Source organism: Alteromonas antoniana (genome assembly GCF_019249295.1).
GTDB classification, from domain to species: domain Bacteria; phylum Pseudomonadota; class Gammaproteobacteria; order Enterobacterales; family Alteromonadaceae; genus Alteromonas; species Alteromonas antoniana.
Map to the genome: position 1 here is coordinate 118,217 of NZ_JAESDH010000006.1, position 17,339 is coordinate 135,555.

At 51.0% G+C, this 17,339-nt stretch carries 16 protein-coding genes; 13 read left to right on the forward strand and 3 right to left on the reverse strand.

Annotated elements, in window-relative coordinates; translation table 11 throughout:
• The first annotated feature begins 71 nt into the window (after nucleotides 1-71).
• The 3 genes from JKP77_RS06935 to JKP77_RS06945 all read left to right on the forward strand — a co-directional run bounded on the left by JKP77_RS06935 (nucleotide 72) and on the right by JKP77_RS06945 (nucleotide 1,433).
• Nucleotides 72-263 carry a zinc ribbon domain-containing protein gene (locus JKP77_RS06935; RefSeq protein ID WP_218310455.1) on the forward strand — a complete coding sequence of 64 codons (192 nt, stop codon included), beginning with the start codon at nucleotides 72-74 and terminating at the stop codon, nucleotides 261-263.
• Nucleotides 256-918, forward strand: coding sequence for a flavin reductase family protein (locus JKP77_RS06940; RefSeq protein ID WP_218310456.1), 663 nt, complete (start codon nucleotides 256-258; stop codon nucleotides 916-918). The genes JKP77_RS06935 and JKP77_RS06940 overlap by 8 nt, the downstream gene beginning before the upstream one ends.
• A 221-nt stretch (nucleotides 919-1,139) precedes the next feature.
• On the forward strand, nucleotides 1,140-1,433 hold the full coding sequence (locus JKP77_RS06945; protein ID WP_218310457.1) for a high-potential iron-sulfur protein: 294 nt from the start codon (nucleotides 1,140-1,142) through the stop codon (nucleotides 1,431-1,433).
• A 139-nt stretch (nucleotides 1,434-1,572) separates the two neighbouring features.
• On the opposite strand, the gene JKP77_RS06950 is transcribed toward JKP77_RS06945, so the two are convergent.
• A complete protein-coding gene (locus tag JKP77_RS06950) occupies nucleotides 1,573-3,240 on the reverse strand; it encodes an amidase (protein WP_218310458.1) in 1,668 nt (555 codons plus the stop codon).
• Nucleotides 3,241-3,532: 292 nt separating this feature from the next.
• On the opposite strand from JKP77_RS06950, the gene JKP77_RS06955 reads away from it, so the two are divergent.
• Nucleotides 3,533-5,050: a S10 family peptidase gene (locus JKP77_RS06955; RefSeq protein WP_246601114.1), complete on the forward strand. Its 1,518-nt coding sequence runs from the start codon at nucleotides 3,533-3,535 to the stop codon at nucleotides 5,048-5,050.
• On the opposite strand, the gene JKP77_RS06960 is transcribed toward JKP77_RS06955, so the two are convergent.
• Complete coding sequence (locus JKP77_RS06960) at nucleotides 5,034-5,801, reverse strand: substrate-binding periplasmic protein (protein ID WP_218310459.1); 768 nt, start codon at nucleotides 5,799-5,801, stop codon at nucleotides 5,034-5,036. The genes JKP77_RS06955 and JKP77_RS06960 overlap by 17 nt on opposite strands.
• Nucleotides 5,802-6,010: 209 nt before the next feature.
• On the opposite strand from JKP77_RS06960, the gene prmA reads away from it, so the two are divergent.
• From prmA to purD, 6 genes are all read left to right on the forward strand, one after another.
• Entirely contained in the window at nucleotides 6,011-6,895 is an 885-nt protein-coding gene (prmA, locus tag JKP77_RS06965; RefSeq protein ID WP_218310460.1) for a 50S ribosomal protein L11 methyltransferase, read from the forward strand.
• 308 nt (nucleotides 6,896-7,203) lie between these two features.
• Nucleotides 7,204-8,202, forward strand: a complete 999-nt coding sequence (dusB, locus tag JKP77_RS06970; RefSeq protein ID WP_218310461.1) for a tRNA dihydrouridine synthase DusB — start codon at nucleotides 7,204-7,206, stop codon at nucleotides 8,200-8,202.
• Nucleotides 8,203-8,232: 30 nt separating this feature from the next.
• Entirely contained in the window at nucleotides 8,233-8,526 is a 294-nt protein-coding gene (gene fis, locus JKP77_RS06975; RefSeq protein ID WP_018982332.1) for a DNA-binding transcriptional regulator Fis, read from the forward strand.
• 83 nt (nucleotides 8,527-8,609) lie between these two features.
• The gene (gene purH, locus JKP77_RS06980; protein ID WP_218310462.1) at nucleotides 8,610-10,208 is read left to right on the forward strand and encodes a bifunctional phosphoribosylaminoimidazolecarboxamide formyltransferase/IMP cyclohydrolase; all 1,599 of its coding nucleotides are present in this window, start codon (nucleotides 8,610-8,612) and stop codon (nucleotides 10,206-10,208) included.
• A 276-nt stretch (nucleotides 10,209-10,484) separates the two neighbouring features.
• Nucleotides 10,485-11,300, forward strand: coding sequence for a class I SAM-dependent methyltransferase (locus tag JKP77_RS06985; RefSeq protein ID WP_218310463.1), 816 nt, complete (start codon nucleotides 10,485-10,487; stop codon nucleotides 11,298-11,300).
• A 12-nt stretch (nucleotides 11,301-11,312) separates the two neighbouring features.
• Complete coding sequence (gene purD / locus JKP77_RS06990) at nucleotides 11,313-12,602, forward strand: phosphoribosylamine--glycine ligase (RefSeq protein ID WP_218310464.1); 1,290 nt, start codon at nucleotides 11,313-11,315, stop codon at nucleotides 12,600-12,602.
• Nucleotides 12,603-12,646: 44 nt separating this feature from the next.
• Here purD and JKP77_RS06995 read toward each other — a convergent pair whose 3' ends face one another.
• Entirely contained in the window at nucleotides 12,647-13,321 is a 675-nt protein-coding gene (locus JKP77_RS06995; protein WP_218310544.1) for a 3'-5' exonuclease, read from the reverse strand.
• Nucleotides 13,322-13,485: 164 nt separating this feature from the next.
• On the opposite strand from JKP77_RS06995, the gene JKP77_RS07000 reads away from it, so the two are divergent.
• The 3 genes from JKP77_RS07000 to nhaD all read left to right on the forward strand — a co-directional run bounded on the left by JKP77_RS07000 (nucleotide 13,486) and on the right by nhaD (nucleotide 17,173).
• Nucleotides 13,486-14,454, forward strand: coding sequence for an ion transporter (locus tag JKP77_RS07000; protein ID WP_218310465.1), 969 nt, complete (start codon nucleotides 13,486-13,488; stop codon nucleotides 14,452-14,454).
• Between the two features lie 109 nt (nucleotides 14,455-14,563).
• Nucleotides 14,564-15,466 (forward strand): phosphoribulokinase, encoded by a 903-nt coding sequence (locus JKP77_RS07005; protein ID WP_218310466.1) that lies wholly within the window; start codon nucleotides 14,564-14,566, stop codon nucleotides 15,464-15,466.
• Nucleotides 15,467-15,907: 441 nt separating this feature from the next.
• Complete coding sequence (gene nhaD, locus JKP77_RS07010) at nucleotides 15,908-17,173, forward strand: sodium:proton antiporter NhaD (RefSeq protein ID WP_218310467.1); 1,266 nt, start codon at nucleotides 15,908-15,910, stop codon at nucleotides 17,171-17,173.
• Nucleotides 17,174-17,339: the final 166 nt, after the last annotated feature.

Consider the following 17,339-nt stretch of genomic DNA (forward strand, 5'->3'; position numbering starts at 1 on the left):
TGACGGATTCAATCTCTTTACGGCAACAGGGCGTAAACCAGTTTATTCTTTTTTAAAAGGCGAGGTACTTTATGAGCCTTACCCGAGCGATGACATTTTCGTGCCCTTACTGTATGGCACCGAATGATTTCGAAGTTGACGAAATAAACGATGTAGGACAAGTTCAGGTGCTGGATTGCCAGATCTGCTGTCAGCCCATTGAAATTACCGTTACCGGTAGCGGTGAGGATCTGGAATTGCACGCAGAGCGGGAAAATGACTGAGCCATCTGAACATCATTTTTCAACCGCCGATATCGATGCCATGGCGCAGCGGTACCGGGCAAATTTTATCAACAGTTTGTCGGGGTTCAAATCGGCAAACGTCGTGGGCACACGCAGTGACAAAGCGGAAAACCTGGCAATCATCAGCTCTGTTTTTCACGTTGGCGCTAACCCGCCTTTGCTGGGTATGCTGATACGCCCCCACACTGTGGTTCGCGACACGCTGGAAAATATACTATCAGCTAAGCACTACACCATTAATCATGTCGGCACTGACTGGATTGATAAGGCTCACCAGACCTCAGCGCGGTTTGAACCGGACGTCAGCGAGTTTTCTGAATGCGGTTTAACCCCATGGTATTCACCAGAATGCGTTGCGCCTTACGTGTTGGAAAGCCGGCTACAAATTGGACTGACGTATTCTGAGCATTTCACGCTGGAAAATGACACGGTATTGGTAATTGGGAACATCCAGGAGGTTATTGTGAAAGGGGATGCCATGCACAATGACGGCTATGTGGATATTGAAGCGCTGGGCTCGGCCTGTATTTCCGGTCTCGACAGCTATCATCAAACCCAACGCCTGGCGCAGTTTGAATATGCCAAGCCTGATCAACCTGTTAAGAAAAAATCACCGCAGGGAACTGAAAGGTAACCTGAGTATCTAATTAAAAGCAAAAACGCTGTTTTTCTTTTTTATTGCGGAGCGGTTGCACGATTATTAATGCAGATCAAACTAATCTGGCTTTGCCTTTGCCAGATCCAGATTTTGCAGGTATAAGTATAAAGACTGAAAACCCGCCTTTTGGCGGGTTTTGCGTGTTTAGCGTTGAATAAAAAAGAATCATTATCGTTTCGATCAGCTTGGAGAGACCTATGAAATCCGTAAATCGCCGTGATTTCCTCAAGTTAACAGGATCTACCGTCATTGGTATGACACTGGGTGGCGTTGCATTACGTGCAAATGCTCAGGAGCAGCTGCAAGCTGACGACCCAACGGCAAAAGCGTTGAACTATACGCCATCGTCTACGACTTCAGGCCAGAAATGTGCGAATTGCATGTACATTCAGGGCAGTGACGGTGAGCAGCACCGTCCCTGTGCAATTTTCCCTGGCAAGCTGGTTGCCGCTGAGGGCTGGTGTAGTGCGTGGGTGAAGCGCCCCAGCTAACTAAACTGTGTTCCCACCCGGCATTGCGGAAACAGCTCGTCTGCTCCGCAATGCTCCCATTACCCGTTTATCTTTTATTTCCCTTTTCGCTACATTGACGCTTCTTATCTGGGCAACCTTGCGCTTGCATATCAGCTCACTACTTTGTTTCACGTTCACCATCAGTTAGCGAAGAAAACCACTGAGGATGAGCCTGCATCCGGCTTTCCATAAGTTGTACCTGAGGCGTAAAACCCAGTGCCTGCTCAAGCTGATAACCCACCATCAGTACCTTCATATCCTGCCACTGGCCTCCGATAACGCTAAGCCCTACCGGTAATTCTTTTACTTCTGCCACCGGCAACGTCAGGTGTGGATAGCCGGCAATGGCAGCCAGATAGCCAATGCCGATAAATCCCATCGGAGCATGGTCTCCGTAAATGGTATCGATAAGAAAAGCGGGGCTGTTTGAGGGCGCAACCAGCACATCGACATTGTTGTCTTTAAGTAGTGCGTCAATGCCTTTGTCTCTTGCCGTAGTGCGGATAAGTGACAACGCATCACGATAGGCGGGACTGTCTATCTCAGGTGCGGCAAGCGACTGGGTAAAAATATCCTGGTCGAATAAGACCATTTCTCTGTCCGAACCGGCATTAAATTCAATAAGTTCGGTCAGAGACCGGGCGGGCAAGTCGGCAGGGGACGATGCCAGGTACGCATTGATGTTGTGGTGAAATTCACTTAGCAGTACCTGATAGGAATCAGGCCAGAAACTCTCAGGCTGTGAAAAGTCCGCAATATCCACCAGCTGCGCACCGTGTTCTTCCAATACAGCAAGCGAGTCATTAAATGCGGATAACACGTGCGGGTTGTCCCCTTGTCGATACCGCATCACGCCTATACGTACGCCTTCCAGACGCCCCGTTGTCAGGCTGTCGGCGGGAGGCATAAATGTGGGGGCTTGTATGGTTAGCTTGTCCTGATTATCAGCGCCGGACATTGCCTGAAACATGACTGCTGCGTCCAGCACACTCGTAGTCATCGGGCCGGCGGTGTCTTGCGTATGTGAAATAGGTACGATATGCCGACGGGACAAAAAGCCCACCGACGGCTTAAACCCGACGACACCATTCATTGCCGACGGACAGATAATGGAGCCGTTGGTCTCGGTGCCGATAGCCAGGGAGGCCAGCCTGACAGCCATTGCCGCGCCTGATCCCGACGAAGAACCGCAGGCGGTGCGGTTCAGTAGATGGGGATTGCGGGTCAGCCCGCCGACTGCACTCCATCCGCTTATCGATGATTCAGACCGAAAATTTGCCCATTCCGACAAATTTGTTTTACCCAGAATAATCGCACCCGCAGCTCTGAGGCGGGCAATAATGGGGGCGTCACGGCCGGTATCATTGTCTATCAGCGCCATTGATCCTGCCGTTGTCGGCAGCTCCCGGGTCTCGATATTGTCTTTCACCAACACGGGGATCCCGTGAAGCGGCCCCAGCGAGCGTCCTTTAGCGATGGCGTCATCACGGTCTCTGGCTTCCTGAAGGGCGTCAGGATTAATTGAGAGTACCGCATTGATGTTGCCGTCCAGGTCGCGGATCCTTGCCAGATATCCTTGCACCAGCGCTTCCGATGTCAGCTCCCGACGCTGAATGGCTGCGGCCTGGGCTACCGCGGTTTCATCCAGCCAAGCAGTGTCTTTCGCCGTGGCAGCCTCGGTATTCGCCTGCGGGGTGTCCGGTGATGACACCCCGGATGCAGAACATCCCAACAGACACCAGAATAAACCGATAATAACGCCAGCTCGCAACGCGCCTTGTTTCATAGCAGCTTCCCATTTACTTTTGTTCGGTATGTTGAGCGTTCTACGGCGCAACGTCGTTTTCCGCTCATTTCGGTAACGGCCGTATTTATTGTAAGTGTAGTCCGGGGCCTGACGCGGCGTCGAGACTCGCATGTTCCACATTTCATCGGAGAGGATGCAAATACGCCTTTGACCAGAACAACATATCAGCAACCATCAATCTGATTTACTGCTATTTTTAACGACGATACGTTGTTGCGCTGCGCCGGCTCTGGCAGTCTTTAATAAAAACAATAACCCGGAACTCAATACTATGTTCAAAACCAACAAGTACCTTACGATAGTCATGCTGCTTGGCAGTCTGATGCTGTCCGCCGGCGTCACTGCCGCAGAAGAAAAAGCCCCCCCCGCCGATGCTGAACCTGTCATGAAAGTGACCCAGCACAAAGCACGGATCAACGGCAAAACGGTGAAATATTCGGTGCATGCTGGCGATACTCACCTCAAAGATAAAGAAGGTAAGCCAAGCGCCAGTATATTCAGCATCGCGTATATTCGCGACGATGTGGATAACCGCAGCACCCGTCCGTTAATGTTTGTGTTCAATGGCGGCCCTGGCTCATCCAGTGTGTGGATGCATATGGGCTTGTTTGGTCCCAAAAAAGTGGTACTGCCCAGCGATGCCGAGCAGGTGGGTGCACCGCCATTTCCGCTTGAAACGAATCCAGACAGTCTGCTGGACATCGCTGATCTGGTGTTTATCGATCCGGTAGGCACTGGCTACTCAACGCCATTAGGTGAAGCTGGAGGTAAAGATTTCTGGGGTGTGCAGGAAGATGCCGATATTTTGTCTGAGTTTATCCGCGTGTACATCACAAAGAACAAACGCTGGAATTCACCCAAATACCTGGCAGGAGAAAGCTACGGTACAACGCGGGCAGCGGCGATGGTCAAAACGCTGCAGGAAGGCTGGGGCAGCATCGACTTGAATGGTGTATTACTGATTTCTTCAATTCTGGACTTCCAGACAGGGGATTTCACTGATGGCAACGACTTACCTCACATCACGTTTTTACCCACCTTTGCGGCGACAGCCTGGTACCACAATGCGCTACCTGATAAGAGCGCGTTTGACAGTCTCGAAAGCTTTCTTGAACAGGTTCGGGATTTTGCACTGACTGACTACGCGACGGTGCTGCTGAAAGGCGGCCTGGCCTCCGAACAGGAAGAGCAACATGTGATTGATCAGCTTCATCGCTTTACCGGTTTGAGTAAGACCTATCTGAAGCAGACGGACATGCGCATCAATGAATTTTTGTTTATGAAAGAACTGTTGCGTGATCGCGGACAGGTGGTAGGCCGCCTTGATAGTCGCTACCTGGGTGAAGATGCCGTGAAAGTTACCAGTCGTTTTGAAGCTGATCCGTCTTCCTACGCTATTGATGGTGCTTACACTGCAGCATTACAGCACTACATGGCCACCGAACTGGATACGCTGCGTGAAGAAAAGTATAACGTGCTGTCAGGTGAAGTGTTCAGTAACTGGAACTGGCTTGTAGGCCGCAGCCCACGCAGTCAGGGCTTTTTAGCGATGACACCGAATCTGTCCCGCGCGATGCGCCAGAACAAAGATTTTCGTGTGTTCATTGCCAATGGTTACTACGACATGGCAACCCCGTTTTTCGCTACAGAATATTCCATGCAACACCACGGTATCGATACTGACCGGGTGTCAATGCACTATTATGAAGCCGGCCACATGATGTATATCCATGAGCCGTCGCTGAATAAGCTGGTGAAGGATATTCGTGAATTTATGGATGCTCGCTAAACCGGTTAGCCGGAATATCGTTCATCAGGTTGACCAGCCCAAACTGGTCGATTAATGCCTGATAGCGACCATCTTCCATAAACGTCGCCAGTGTCTGATTAAACTGGCGGCGTAATTCATCGTCAACGATGGCGGCACGGTAAGGACTTACCCCAAACAGCGTATGGATGTCCACTTCTGCCTGAAGCTCAGCGGGCTCTTTGCTGCGCAGATGGGAAAAAATGTTTCTGTCCATGACTGCCACATCGACACTTCCTGCTAACAATAGCCTTACCTGCCTGAATTGCTGAGGGATTTCGATGTAGCTGGGGTGCTGACTGACCACCTCGCGGTACTCCTTCCCCAGAACATGGCTGGCCGTTTGAAAGGCGGCGACGGAATAGCTCCGTAAATCATTAATTTCGCTTATCATCAGATGACGCTTTTTGAGAGTGACCGCCACATTTTGATAAACGACATATACGTTGCTCAGAATCGCATCGTCGATAGGGTGACGGGCATTCATCGTCAGACCGATATCGGCCCCACGTGCATTAATCAACCGGGGAGTTCGCCCGAAAGGCACATAAATAGGAAGGATGTCATGACCGAGCTCTGCCAGAATCTGGCGCACCAGCTCCAGCTCGAAGCCACTATGCGACTCGGCAACCACGTAGGGTGGCTTGTCCCACCCTACCAGGACATCAATTTGCCGGGCAGCAGCAGGAACAGATAATAAGACGCAAAACAACAGTAAAACAACGTGCTGCATATCGGGCAAATTGGTTAAATCTTAACTTCAGTGTATCGCCTTGATTGGTGAACGCAACGTCCAATTGACTACCTTTGCCAAAATGCGAATACCAGCCGACCTGCATTCATTGCCGTGAAGCTTTTCTCAGAGCATGTTAGCCCTAATAGTTTCTCGACACTCCCTGCGTTTGCTACAATCCGGTGTCTTTACTTATTGGGAAATCACACATGGCCTGGCTACAACTGCGCATTAATACGTCTGCCGAGCATGCAGAATCCATTGGCGGTATGCTCTCAGCCAATGGTGCACAAGCCGTCACCTTTGTCGATGCGAAAGATACCCCTATGTATGAGCCCAAACCCGGAGAAACCTTGTTGTGGCCAGATACACAGGTAGTGGGATTGTTTGAGGCCACCGACGATATGAAGGCCATCGTCAAACGCTTAACGCAGTCAAAGCTGCTGGGGCCAGACTTTGTGTACAAGTTAGATCCACTGGAAGATAAAGACTGGGAGCGTGAATGGATGGACAATTTCCATCCCATGCAATTTGGTAAGCGTCTGTGGATTTGTCCAAGCTGGCGGGATGTTCCGGACCCAAATGCGGTGAACGTGATGCTCGACCCGGGTCTGGCGTTTGGTACCGGCACGCATCCCACAACATCATTGTGTCTGCGCTGGTTAGATGGATTGGAGTTAGCTGGCAATACCGTGGTCGATTTTGGCTGCGGCTCGGGCATCCTGGCGCTTGCTGCTCTGAAACTTGGCGCTACGCGGGTGGTAGGTATCGATATTGACCCTCAAGCACTGCAGGCATCGATGGAAAACGCGCGGCGCAACGATGTAGAGCAGCGCCTTGAGGTATTTTTGCCCCAGGATCAGCCGGCGCTTGAAGCCGATGTCGTGATGGCGAATATTTTGTCTGGACCGCTGATTGACCTTCAGGATGTGATCACCGCTTACTGCAAACCAGGGGGGCGACTGGTGCTTTCCGGAATACTGGCTGAGCAGGTCGAACGCATCGAAGCAGCATATTCCCGTGATTTTGATCTCGAACCCAGCGCCATCGATGGCGATTGGGCACGTGTCTCAGGAATTCGTAGATCCGTCTGATTTTTACGCCGGCTTTTTACCTGTCGCCGGTCTGACTTGTCACCCGCGTTGAACAACAATGTCACAGGGTAATACACCTTGACATACACCCTTTTCACAAACCGCTAACACGGCTGCGCCCCTTTAGTTACGGGGGCGCGCACGTTTCGGGTAAAATCATACAAAATGCCTAATGAAATCATTCTGTCAAGACCGAAAACATAAATTTTGTGTGATTTTTAGCCTTTTCAAGCCTTGCGAAAACGCGTACACTTAGCGCCCCGTTTCAGCCGGGTGATTATTTTCTGCACAGCAGTTGGTGTATTATTATGCAAATCGGACCATACAAATTGGATAACAATCTGATGCTGGCCCCGATGGCTGGAGTGACTGATCGTCCCTTCAGACAGCTATGCAGAAGAATGGGTGCTGGCCTGGTGGTGTCAGAAATGTTGTCGTCCAACCCTCGGGTGTGGAATACAGCAAAATCGATGTCACGGATGGACCATGCCGGGGAAAGCGGTATTCGTTCGGTACAAATTGCCGGCGCGGATCCGGAGCTGATGGCGCAAGCGGCGCAGTTTAATGTGAGTAACGGTGCACAAATCATCGATATCAACATGGGCTGCCCGGCGAAGAAGGTCAATAAAAAACTGGCTGGTTCGGCGCTGTTGCAATACCCCGACCTGGTGGAATCTATTGTGAAAGCCGTGGTGGACGCAGTAGACGTACCGGTGACATTAAAAATTCGTACCGGCTGGGATACAGAAAACCGTAATGGGGTAGATATTGCCCGCATTGCAGAGCAAAACGGCATACAGTCGCTGGCAGTTCACGGCAGAACCCGTGCCTGTATGTACAAGGGTGAGGCGGAATACAACACAATTCGCAAGATTAAAGAAGCTGTGTCTATTCCGGTTATTGCCAATGGCGATATAACGTCGCCGCAGAAAGCACAAGAAGTGCTGGAATACACTGGTGCAGATGGCGTGATGATTGGTCGCGGTGCTCAGGGAAATCCCTGGATTTTCAAACAAATCCTGCATTTCCTGGAAACCGGAGAGAACCTACCATCACCTTTATTGTCTGAACAACATCAGGTGTTACATGAACACGTTGCGAACGTGCACGCCTTTTATGGCGACATTACCGGGGTAAGAATAGCCCGGAAGCACGTGGGCTGGTATCTCGCGGAGCATGATAAGGAACGTCAGTTTCGTAAAACGTTTAATGCCATTGAGCAGGCTGATGACCAGCTCAACGCACTTGACGATTATTTTCAATCGCTGCATAAGCGGGAAACCCGACAGATTTCCCCCGCAGCATAGTGATGACTAACTAAAGAGCAAGAAAGTATTATGTTCGATCAAAATGTGACTTCTCCGTTTACCACGACAGTAACTACGCCTTCACAAACTCAAGCTCAAAAGCCGCTGCGCGACTCTGTAAAGCAGGCGGTTAACAAGTACCTCAAGCAACTGGACAATGCCAATATCGACAACCTGTATGAACTGGTTCTGGCAGAAGTTGAAGCACCGCTGCTGGAAGAAGTCATGACCTACACCCGCGGCAACCAAACCCGCGCGGCCATCATGATGGGCATCAACCGCGGCACACTGCGTAAGAAGCTGAAGCAGTACGGCATGAACTAAGATTTCTGGGCTTCGCCCAACCCAAGAGCACCTTTCGGTGCTCTTTTTGTTTCACACTCTCGATAAAGAAAGCTATACACACTATGCATACACCTAAACCCATCAAACGTGCGCTTTTAAGTGTTTCTGATAAAACCGGCATTGTTGAGTTCGCCACTGCGCTTAGCCAGGCTGGCGTTGAACTGCTATCGACTGGCGGCACTGCCAAGCTGTTAAGCGAAGCTGGCCTGGCGGTAAAAGAAGTGTCAGCTCATACCGGGCACCCTGAGATTATGGACGGTCGTGTGAAAACCCTGCATCCGAAAATTCACGGTGGCATTTTGGGCCGTCGCGGACAGGATGAAGCGGTAATGGAAGAAAACGACATTGCTGCTATCGATTTGGTGGTAGTGAACCTGTACCCGTTTGCAGCAACCGTGGCTAAAGAAGACTGCACACTGGAAGACGCTATCGAGAACATCGATATCGGCGGCCCTACAATGGTGCGTGCTGCGGCGAAAAATCATAAAGACGTGACCATTGTGGTTAACGCCAAAGATTACGCCGGTGTGCTGGAAGAAATGAACGACAACAGCGGTTCACTGACCTATGCAACTCGTTTCGATTTGGCTATTAAAGCCTTCGAACACACCGCAGAGTATGACGGCATGATAGCCAATTACTTCGGAGCAAAGGTTGATGCCGTTGAGTGTGAAGACGACTGTGACCACGAGCACAGTGAATTCCCGCGTACCTACAATATTCAGGTAAGCAAGAAACAAGACCTGCGTTATGGTGAAAACAGTCATCAGTCTGCGGCGTTCTATGTTGAGAATGACATTCAGGAAGCTTCTGTGGCGACTGCTGAACAGCTTCAGGGTAAAGAACTGTCATTTAATAATATTGCTGATACTGACGCCGCACTTGAGTGTGTGAAAGAATTCGACCAGCCAGCCTGTGTTATCGTGAAACATGCTAACCCTTGCGGTGTGGCGATTGGCGAAAGCATTCTGGAAGCCTACGACCGCGCATTCAAAACCGACCCAACCTCGGCATTTGGCGGCATCATTGCGTTTAACCGTGAACTGGATGCCACCACCGCGCAAACCATCGTTGACCGTCAGTTCGTTGAAGTGATTATTGCGCCTACTGTTTCAGATGGCGCCAAAGAGGTAGTCGCAGCGAAGAAAAACGTACGTCTGTTAGCATGTGGTGACTGGCATGGCCAACTTACCGACGGGTATGACTTTAAGCGAGTGAATGGCGGTTTGCTGGTGCAGGAACGTGACTTTGGCATGGTGGAAATGGATGACCTTGAAGTCGTGACTAAACGCCAGCCTACAGAAGACGAACTACGTGACCTGATGTTCTGCTGGAAAGTGGCGAAATACGTGAAATCGAACGCCATTGTCTACTGCAAAGGCGGCATGACTATCGGCGTGGGCGCAGGCCAGATGAGCCGCGTATACTCTGCGAAAATTGCCGGCATCAAAGCGGCGGATGAAAATCTGGAAGTGGCGGGCTCAGTGATGGCATCTGATGCCTTCTTCCCGTTCCGTGATGGTATTGACGCCGCAGCAGAGGCGGGCATAAAAGCCGTTATTCAGCCAGGTGGCTCGATGCGCGACCAGGAAGTAATTGACGCCGCAGACGAACATGGCATCGCCATGGTCTTCACCGGCATGCGCCACTTCCGTCACTAAGCCAAAATTACGTGTGGCAGCCGGTCGTCAGGCAAACACGACCGACTGCCGACGAAAAGCTGGTGTTTTCCTGCTGCTCGGTTAGGCTAATGACATTCGCGAAAGCGAACGCGCTATCCGTATGTTGCTATCCAGTGATGATGAAGAATGGTGCACAGCCAGGTGATCATTTGATACCAACAACGGGTATGAATTACGCCTCACTTTATGCTGTCTTAAGTGAAGCCCGATTATATCAAGCTCCTGACCCCAGACAGAAAAAAGGAAACAATAACCATGAAGACAATGAAGCGAATTTTGACCGCCGTGACATTGGCAATGGCTGTGACTTCAGTCAACGCCGATCCCATTACTGAAGCCGTAAAAAGCGAGCATCGCAGCGCTGAAGCCAAAGCCCGTGATGAATATCGTAACCCGCAGCAAACGCTGCGCTTTTTCGGTATTGAACCAGATATGAAAGTCATTGAGATCTGGCCAGGCGGCGGCTGGTATACCGATATTCTGGCGAACCTTCTGAAAGACAATGGTAAGTTGGTTGCCGCACATTTCTTTGTGGACGACAGCACGCGTGATTACTATAAAAACGCACTGAAGAAGTTTAACGAGCGTGTAGAGACACATCCTCCTTACGCCGGTATCACCGTTAGCGCATTTCACCCTGAGGCCGCGCTGGAAATCACTGAAGCCGGCACGGCGGATGCGGTACTGACTTTCCGTAACGTGCATAACTGGTATATGAATGCCGGAAAAGACGGTGTGGAAAATTCGTTTAAAGCGTTTTTTAAAGCGCTCAAGCCTGGCGGTGTGCTGGGCGTGGTAGAGCACGAAATGCCGTCATCAGGCAGTGATGAGGATATGGAGAAAAGCGGCTACATGAAGCGTGACTTTGTGGTTGCCGCTGCAGAAGCTGCCGGTTTTGAACTGGAAGCCAGCAGTGATATCAATGCCAACCCGATGGATAACGCTAACCACCCACGTGGTGTCTGGACGTTGCCGCCCACACTGGCATTAAAAGAAGAAGACCGTGCGAAGTACCTTGCTATTGGCGAGAGTAATCGCATGACACTTAAATTTGTAAAACCTGAAGCATAAACGGAATCATTGATGAACGTACTTGTTATTGGCGGCGGTGGCCGCGAACATGCGCTTGCCTGGAAAGCCGCACAATCTTCTGACGTTTCAACCGTCTTTGTAGCACCGGGGAATGCCGGTACTGAACACGAGCCGAAACTGAAGAATGTCGCCATTGGCGTTGAAGATATCGAAGGCCTGTTAACTTTTGCCCGGAACAACGACATTGCGCTGACCATTGTGGGGCCAGAAGCGCCGCTGGTAGCAGGGGTAGTGGATGCCTTTGACGCTGCCGGTCTGACCATTTTTGGTCCGACTCAGGCAGCCGCTCAGTTAGAAGGCTCTAAAGCGTTCACCAAAGATTTTCTGGCACGCCACGATATTCCCACAGCTGAATATCAGAACTTTACCGACATTGAGCCTGCCCTTGCGTATGTACGCGAGAAAGGCGCACCCATTGTGGTGAAAGCGGATGGCCTGGCTGCCGGTAAAGGCGTTATTGTCGCCATGACGCTTGAAGAAGCGGAAGACGCCATCAAAGATATGCTGGCAGGCAATGCGTTTGGCGACGCGGGCAGTCGTGTGGTCATTGAAGAGTTTCTGGACGGCGAAGAAGCCTCTTTCATCGTGATGGTGGATGGCAAAAACGTACTGCCGTTTGCCACCAGCCAGGATCACAAACGCGCTGCAAACGGCGATAAGGGACCAAACACCGGTGGTATGGGCGCTTACTCACCTGCGCCAGTTGTCACCCCGGACATCCACCAGCGTGTTATGGATGAGGTAATCATGCCTACCGTAAACGGTATGGCATCGGAAGGTCATCCCTATGTAGGGTTTCTTTATGCGGGCCTGATGATCATGGCAGACGGTACGCCAAAGGTAATTGAGTACAATTGCCGCTTCGGCGATCCGGAAACTCAACCTATCATGATGCGTCTGCAATCTGACCTTGTTCCGCTATGTATCGATGCCTGCAAGGGCCAGTTAAATGGCAAAACCATCGCTTTCGATGATCGTGCTGCTGTGGGTGTCGTGCTGGCTGCCGGGGGCTACCCGGGCAGTTACAATAAAGGCGACGTAATCAGTGGCCTTGACGATGCCGCCCAGTTAGACGGTAAGGTATTTCACGCTGGCACCGCATTAAAAGACGGCAACGTCGTGACCAGCGGAGGGCGTGTGCTGTGTGCAACAGCACTGGGTAACAATGTTACCGAGGCGCAGCAACAGGCATACGAACTGGTTGCTAAGATAAACTGGCAGGATGTGTACTATCGCACTGACATCGCTCACCGTGCGATTGCGCGCGAAAGTCAGGCGTAAGTAACCACCGCCCTGAAAGGCTTCTCCCTATGGGGGACAGAGGGTTAACGGGCCTGCCGTATCCATTGCAGATCGACAGTCTGGGTAGCCAGCCAGTGTGACATCGCAGCCGCAATACTTTCGGTGTCATACAGTGCGTTATGTGCATGTCCGCTTAACTGCAGTTGTAGTGCAGAAGCCAGCTCACCGCTGGCTTTTTCACTTTCAGGCACCTGATAATGCTGCAGTAACGCTTGCAGATTCCTGATACCCTTAGTAAACGTTGGCAGCGCGAACTCGCCCAGTGTAGCGTTTTCTTTAAGTACACGCTCATCCGCTCCCCAACTCCAAACCGGAAGGTGCCCGTCTTCACAAAAGTGATAAAGCGTAGTCATTGCCGACGCCGCATCGACGCCGTGCTCGTCGACCATAGATTGCGAGATCCCGGTGAGATTGATGATGTAGTCACTTAAGGCTGGGTTTATTACCGGCTTTACCAGAATATTAAGCCGCTCAGACACCAGACAGGATGAGGGCGTCATTGTGAGCTTCACAGCGCCAATCTGGATCAGCTCCCTGTGCTCATTGTCACCAGACCAGTGTCGCTGCGCGGACCCTTCCCAGGCCGTAAACTCGGTATCAATAATGACGCAGCGATAAGGCGCTGTGGTGGTGGCCTGATTATGCTTTATTTGACTGACTCCATAAGCTGCTTCGTCGGCGCTGCCATTTAGCGGCAGTAGACATTATCTTTGCAATATGGCAACAATGAACGACAAGGCGACAGTACAGGAACATAAACGCCCGTCACTCTGGCGAGATGATACTGTGCCGGCATCCGCTCAACTCAGAATAATACATAAATTGCTGTGCATACAAATCAGCACACGGACAGGACACCGCCATGAGGCACCAGCCGTTTAGACAAGCCTGCTTTCGTATTTTACGCCCCTACCATGAAAATCAGTCTGGCGAATGGCCCAGTCGACTGTTTGACTACCTGCTTATTGTCCTTATCGCGTTAAACGTTGTGGCCATGATGCTGGAAACCGTGCCTGGGATAGCGGCCGACTGGTTGCCTGAATTGCGGATATTCGAAGCGATTTCTGTGATTATTTTTACCATCGAATACATCGCCAGAATCTGGACCAGTCCGGAGTCACCCGATTTCAATAACGGCGAACAAAGCGATAGCCAAATCAGACTGAAGTATGCCTGCTCGCCAATGGCCATTATCGATCTGATAGCGATTATTCCGTTTTATTTAAGTATGTTTATCGCCATTGATTTGCGTATGTTGCGGCTATTCCGGCTCACCCGTCTGATTAAGCTGGGGCGCTACTCCCGCTCTATGCAGACACTGATGGAAGTTCTGCGAAGCGAAGCGAAAACGCTGCTTGCCGCAGTAAGTGTGCTGTTTATTGTGATGGTGTTTGCCGCGACCGGCATTTATTACATTGAACACTCTGTGCAACCGGAAGAGTTCAGCAGTATTCCTGCCGCGATGTGGTGGTCGCTGGTGACGCTCACCACCGTGGGCTATGGCGATGTAGTGCCCATAACGCCACTGGGTCGTGTTTTTGGTGGCTTGATCACATTACTTGGCGTTGGCTTGTATGCTTTGCCAGCGGGTATCCTGTCTTCCAGCTTTACCGCACAGTTACAGCGCCGCCGTGACCGGTTCCGTGAAGTCGTAGAAGCGGCGATCTCCGATGGCAAGCTAACCGCACACGAAACTGAGCACCTTGAGAAAATTCGCGGCCTGCTGGATCTGGACGAAGAAGAGGCAGAGCTGATTATCAAGCTATTGAAACATCACCACTCCACAGTGAATAACGGCAAAGGTGACGGGAAAGCGGGCGATAGCGCCTGATTCGACACCGTTGCCGACAGTTTTCCTTATTGACTGACCTTGGACTGCCCTTGATTATTCATTGGCAGAGGCTTATAACTAGAGTCCGGTTTTTGCCCTAAGAGACACTATGTCTGTAAAACATCCAATTATTGCCATCACGGGTTCTTCCGGTGCCGGCACCACCACAACCACCAACGCGATACGCCATATTTTTCGTAACCTTAAGGTAAATGCGGCGGTGGTTGGCGGTGACAGTTTTCACCGTTTTACCCGACCGGAAATGGAAGTAGAGATCCGCAAGGCGCAGGAACAGGGCAGACACATCAGCTATTTTGGCCCCAAAGCAAACGATTTTGAGTTACTGGAAAGCCTGTTTCGGGAATACGGGAGCACCGGCACCGGGCAGTTTCGACAGTATCTTCACACTTTTGATGATGCCGTGCCGTTTAATCAAATGCCGGGCACCTTCACACCGTGGCAGGACTTGCCGCAAAATACCGATTTACTGTTTTATGAAGGCCTGCATGGTGGCGTGAAAACCGAAGAAAATGACGTCGCCAAATATGTCGATTTGCTGGTTGGCATGGTTCCCATCGTGAACCTGGAATGGATCCAGAAAATCGTGCGCGACACTACCGATCGCGGACACTCCCGGGAAGCCGTGATGAGCAGCATTGTTCGCGGTCTGGATGACTATTTTCACTACATTACGCCGCAATTTTCGCGCACACACGTAAACTTTCAGCGGGTGCCTACGGTAGACACCTCGAACCCGTTCAGCGCCAGAGAAATCCCCACTCAGGATGAGAGTTTCGTCGTTGTGCGCTTTCGCCGGGAAATGAGAAATGTGGATTATCCTTATCTTCTGCAGATGATTGATGGCGCCTTTATGTCACGGATTAACACCATTGTGGTGCCAGGCGGAAAAATGGGGCTGGCCATGGAGCTTATCCTGACGCCGCTGATTGAAGATCTGCTGGAGAAAAAGCGTCGCGCCGGCCATCAGATGGATTGGGTTAGCGACAGATAGTCGCGTTTGCAAACCAGACACAGCCATTCATTATGCTGTTTTCCGACCTTTAGACATTCGCGGCTGCGTAAGGCCAATCTGCAATGATAGGTGCTGATCACATCTCATAACGGCGGTGCATAATAAGCCGCTATGGCGAACATAACCTGAAAATCCCACAAATTGTCGCGCCTGTCATTTGAATCATGCCGCAACCGGCGTAAACTACGCAGGCACACAGGCATTTCCTGCTTAGATCCCACGCATGCACAAGCATTACCGCCTGCAGCGTGGCGGATTTACCCTGGTGCTGACGGTCACGTCAGGTCGCCAGCCCCCTGCTGGTGGTTTTTATTTTCGTTTTTCACTGTCTTTCGCGTGTCTCGTTGCGTGTTTGGTCAGCCCTCTGCTGGCATCGGCCATCAATGCAAGGTCAGTGAAAAGCGGTAACCGGACTCTCACATGTTGGATTATGTGTTAATTGCCATTGCCGTTCTGGCCCTAATCGGCGTAATTTTTGAAGAAGTACTTCACGTTAACAAAGCCAAAGTTACCTTATTTTTCGGCACCCTTGCCTGGATCCTGCTGTTTATCAGCGCGGACCATGGCCCCCTCCTCCCAGGTGTAGAACACGATCTCACTCACAACATCACTGAGATATCCACACTCTGGCTGTTTCTGGTGGCCGCCATGACGTTCGTGGCCTATCTGAACCGCAAGGGTCTGATTGAAAACATGCTGAACGTGGTGATGCCACGGCAAATTTCGTTAAAAGCACTGCTGTTTATCACCGCGATTTTCAGCTTTTGCTTCTCCTCACTGGCTGACAATATTACCGCCACACTGGTCTCTGTTGCGATGGTATTGTCCTTAGGCCTGCCGTTTAACCAGACACTGCGCTTTGCCGTTCTGGTGGTGTTTTCCGTCAACTCCGGTGGTGTGTCGTTGATTACCGGTGACGTGACAACGCTAATGATATTCATGCAGGGCAAAGTCACTATCACCCAGTTATTGTGGTTATTACTGCCCTCGTTCAGCGCCGTCATGGTAATGGCAAGTCTGTTGTCATTTGGCATGACAGGGCGAGTCACACTGCGCAAAACACGCCATGCTACCCGGCCGGTAGACTATGTCATTGCGGGCACGTTTTTGTTAACCATTATTTTAACGCTTACAGGTAATGTGCTGTACGGAATCCCGCCCATGCTGAGCTTCTTAGCGGGTATGGCCGTCATGTTCCTGATTGCCACCTTTATGGGAGACGATGACGATAACGATCCCATTCTTGATTACATTCGCTATATCGAATTCGATACGCTGCTGTTCTTTTTAGGCGTGTTGCTTTTGGTTGGTATGCTTGAACATATTCACGCGTTAACCGCCTTCCTTTCTGTCTATGAAATGTTTCCTCCGGTGTTGGCGAATTTCGTTATGGGCGTCATATCCGCCGCGATTGATAACGTGCCACTGACCGCGGCACTGCTTAAGGCCAATATCACCATGAACACGGCTGAATGGATGACACTGACCTATGCAGTTGGCGTAGGCGGCTCGTTGCTGGTAATCGGCTCCGCTGCAGGTATTGTGACGATGAGTAAAGTAAAAGGACTGACATTTGCCCGCTACAGCAAGTTTACGCTTCTGCTGTTGATATCATACACTGTAGGGTATGCGCTGGTGTATGGGCTTACCATGTTTGCCCTGCCCGCACTGGAGATATCGCTGTAGCTGCGGATCTCAAAGCAACAAACGCGATATGATAAAGTGTGACGATATCTGCCGGCGACAGCCGGCGTTTGGCTTGTGAAGAATCCGTGCAACGGTAGACAAGGCCCCGTGACTTCACGTAGTGTGGTCGTTACATCGCGTAGTACACGCTGCCAACAACGCTATT

Coding starts and splice junctions, on each gene's coding strand:
- JKP77_RS06935 (WP_218310455.1), top strand. CDS start 72: ATGAGCCTTACCCGAGCGATGACATTTTCGTGCCCTTACTGTATGGCA.
- JKP77_RS06940 (WP_218310456.1), top strand. CDS start 256: ATGACTGAGCCATCTGAACATCATTTTTCAACCGCCGATATCGATGCC.
- JKP77_RS06945 (WP_218310457.1), top strand. CDS start 1,140: ATGAAATCCGTAAATCGCCGTGATTTCCTCAAGTTAACAGGATCTACC.
- JKP77_RS06950 (WP_218310458.1), bottom strand. CDS start 3,240: ATGAAACAAGGCGCGTTGCGAGCTGGCGTTATTATCGGTTTATTCTGG.
- JKP77_RS06955 (WP_246601114.1), top strand. CDS start 3,533: ATGTTCAAAACCAACAAGTACCTTACGATAGTCATGCTGCTTGGCAGT.
- JKP77_RS06960 (WP_218310459.1), bottom strand. CDS start 5,801: ATGCAGCACGTTGTTTTACTGTTGTTTTGCGTCTTATTATCTGTTCCT.
- prmA (WP_218310460.1), top strand. CDS start 6,011: ATGGCCTGGCTACAACTGCGCATTAATACGTCTGCCGAGCATGCAGAA.
- dusB (WP_218310461.1), top strand. CDS start 7,204: ATGCAAATCGGACCATACAAATTGGATAACAATCTGATGCTGGCCCCG.
- fis (WP_018982332.1), top strand. CDS start 8,233: ATGTTCGATCAAAATGTGACTTCTCCGTTTACCACGACAGTAACTACG.
- purH (WP_218310462.1), top strand. CDS start 8,610: ATGCATACACCTAAACCCATCAAACGTGCGCTTTTAAGTGTTTCTGAT.
- JKP77_RS06985 (WP_218310463.1), top strand. CDS start 10,485: ATGAAGACAATGAAGCGAATTTTGACCGCCGTGACATTGGCAATGGCT.
- purD (WP_218310464.1), top strand. CDS start 11,313: ATGAACGTACTTGTTATTGGCGGCGGTGGCCGCGAACATGCGCTTGCC.
- JKP77_RS07000 (WP_218310465.1), top strand. CDS start 13,486: ATGAGGCACCAGCCGTTTAGACAAGCCTGCTTTCGTATTTTACGCCCC.
- JKP77_RS07005 (WP_218310466.1), top strand. CDS start 14,564: ATGTCTGTAAAACATCCAATTATTGCCATCACGGGTTCTTCCGGTGCC.
- nhaD (WP_218310467.1), top strand. CDS start 15,908: ATGTTGGATTATGTGTTAATTGCCATTGCCGTTCTGGCCCTAATCGGC.